The sequence below is a fragment of the Mesorhizobium sp. M7A.F.Ca.CA.003.01.2.1 genome (genome assembly GCF_003998945.1).
GTDB classification, from domain to species: Bacteria; Pseudomonadota; Alphaproteobacteria; order Rhizobiales; family Rhizobiaceae; genus Mesorhizobium; species Mesorhizobium ciceri.
On the sequence record NZ_RZRA01001145.1, the window covers coordinates 1 to 1,516 of the forward strand.

Below are 1,516 nucleotides of genomic sequence, written 5' to 3' on the forward strand. Positions count from 1 at the left end.
GCCGCAGCGCGCGCTCGATGCCGTCAAGGAACTGGTGATCGGCTGGCTGCGCTAACGCATGTCGCTCAAAACCAGCCATGGTTTTGGGGAACGGCATGCATAAGGGCAAAAAATCGACGGCATGGACGTTTGGCCCAACGCGGACTATCTAGAGCGCTACAATCCCATTCAGCCATGGACAAGAAGGCCTCTCGGTTGGCACGCGGTTTTTTCATCACCTTCGAAGGCGGCGAGGGGGCAGGCAAGTCGACGCAGATCGAGCGGCTGGCCAGGAAGATGCGCGCCAAGAAATACGACGTGCTGCTTACCCGCGAACCCGGCGGCTCGCCGGGCGCCGAAGCGGTCAGGCATGTGCTGCTGTCGGGCGCAGCCGAACCGTTCGGGCCGAAGATGGAAGCGCTGCTGTTCGCCGCCGCGCGGTCCGATCATGTCGAGCAGGTGATCCGGCCGGCGGTCGAGCGTGGCTCCATCGTGCTTTGCGACCGCTTCCTCGATTCCTCACGCGTCTATCAGGGCGTCACCGGCGGCATCGATCCGGCGTTCATGGATGCGCTGGAACAGGTCGCCATCAACGGCATGATGCCGGACATGACGCTGATCTTCGACATCGACCCAGCGGAAGGCCTGAGGCGCGCAACGCTGCGGCGCGGCGCCGAGGCAGTCGCCGACCGTTTCGAAAAGGAGACGCTGGCGATCCACCAGGCCCGCCGCGAGGCGTTTCTGGCGATCGCCAAGGCCGAGCCGGAGCGCTGCATCGTCGTCGACGCAGCCGCCGAGCCCGACGCGGTTGAGAACGTCGTCACCGCGGCAGTGTTCGCGGCGCTGGCGGCGAGAGCGCCGGCACGCGACAGGCAGGCGACGCCGGCATGAACTTCGAGCGCATCGCACCCGAGCAGCACGACACGCTCGACGGCGTGCCGGAGCCCTCCGAAACGCCCCTTCTGGTCGGGCACGGCCAGGCTGCAGGCGTGCTCACCGCCGCCTATCGCGCCGGCAAGCTGCCGCATGCGCTGATCTTTTCCGGGCCAGTCGGCATCGGCAAGGCGACGCTCGCCTTCCACCTTGCGCATCATCTGCTGAAGCACCCGGATTTCGCGCAGGCGCCGGAAAGCCTTGCCGCTCCCGATCCGGCGTCGTCGCTGTTTCGCCAGATCGCCACCGGGGCGCATCCTTCCGTGCTGCATCTGACCCGGCCGCTGAACGACAAGACCAAGAGTTTCAAGACGGTCGTCACCGTCGATGAGATCCGCAAGGTCAGCCGCTTCCTGTCGCTGACCTCGCATGACGGCAGCTACCGGGTCGTCATCGTCGACCCCGCCGACGACATGAACACCAATGCCGCCAATGCCTTGCTGAAAAATCTTGAAGAGCCGCCGGCACGGACTCTGTTCATCCTGATTGTCCACGCGCCGGGCAGCCTGCTGCCGACGATCCGGTCGCGCTGTCAGGTGGTGAGATTGAACCCGCTCGACGCCGACGACCTGATGACGGTGCTGGAAACGACCGAGCCGGCGCG

At 65.7% G+C, this 1,516-nt stretch carries 2 protein-coding genes; both read left to right on the forward strand.

The genetic code is table 11. From position 1 onward, the window contains the following. Positions 1–195 precede the first annotated feature (195 nt). The gene (gene tmk, locus EN969_RS30610) at positions 196–870 is read left to right on the forward strand and encodes a dTMP kinase (protein ID WP_063170241.1); all 675 of its coding nucleotides are present in this window, start codon (positions 196–198) and stop codon (positions 868–870) included. Next, the coding region (locus tag EN969_RS30615) for a DNA polymerase III subunit delta' (protein ID WP_127419708.1) at positions 867–1,516 on the forward strand (650 nt) is incomplete at its 3' end. The genes tmk and EN969_RS30615, both read left to right, overlap by 4 nt.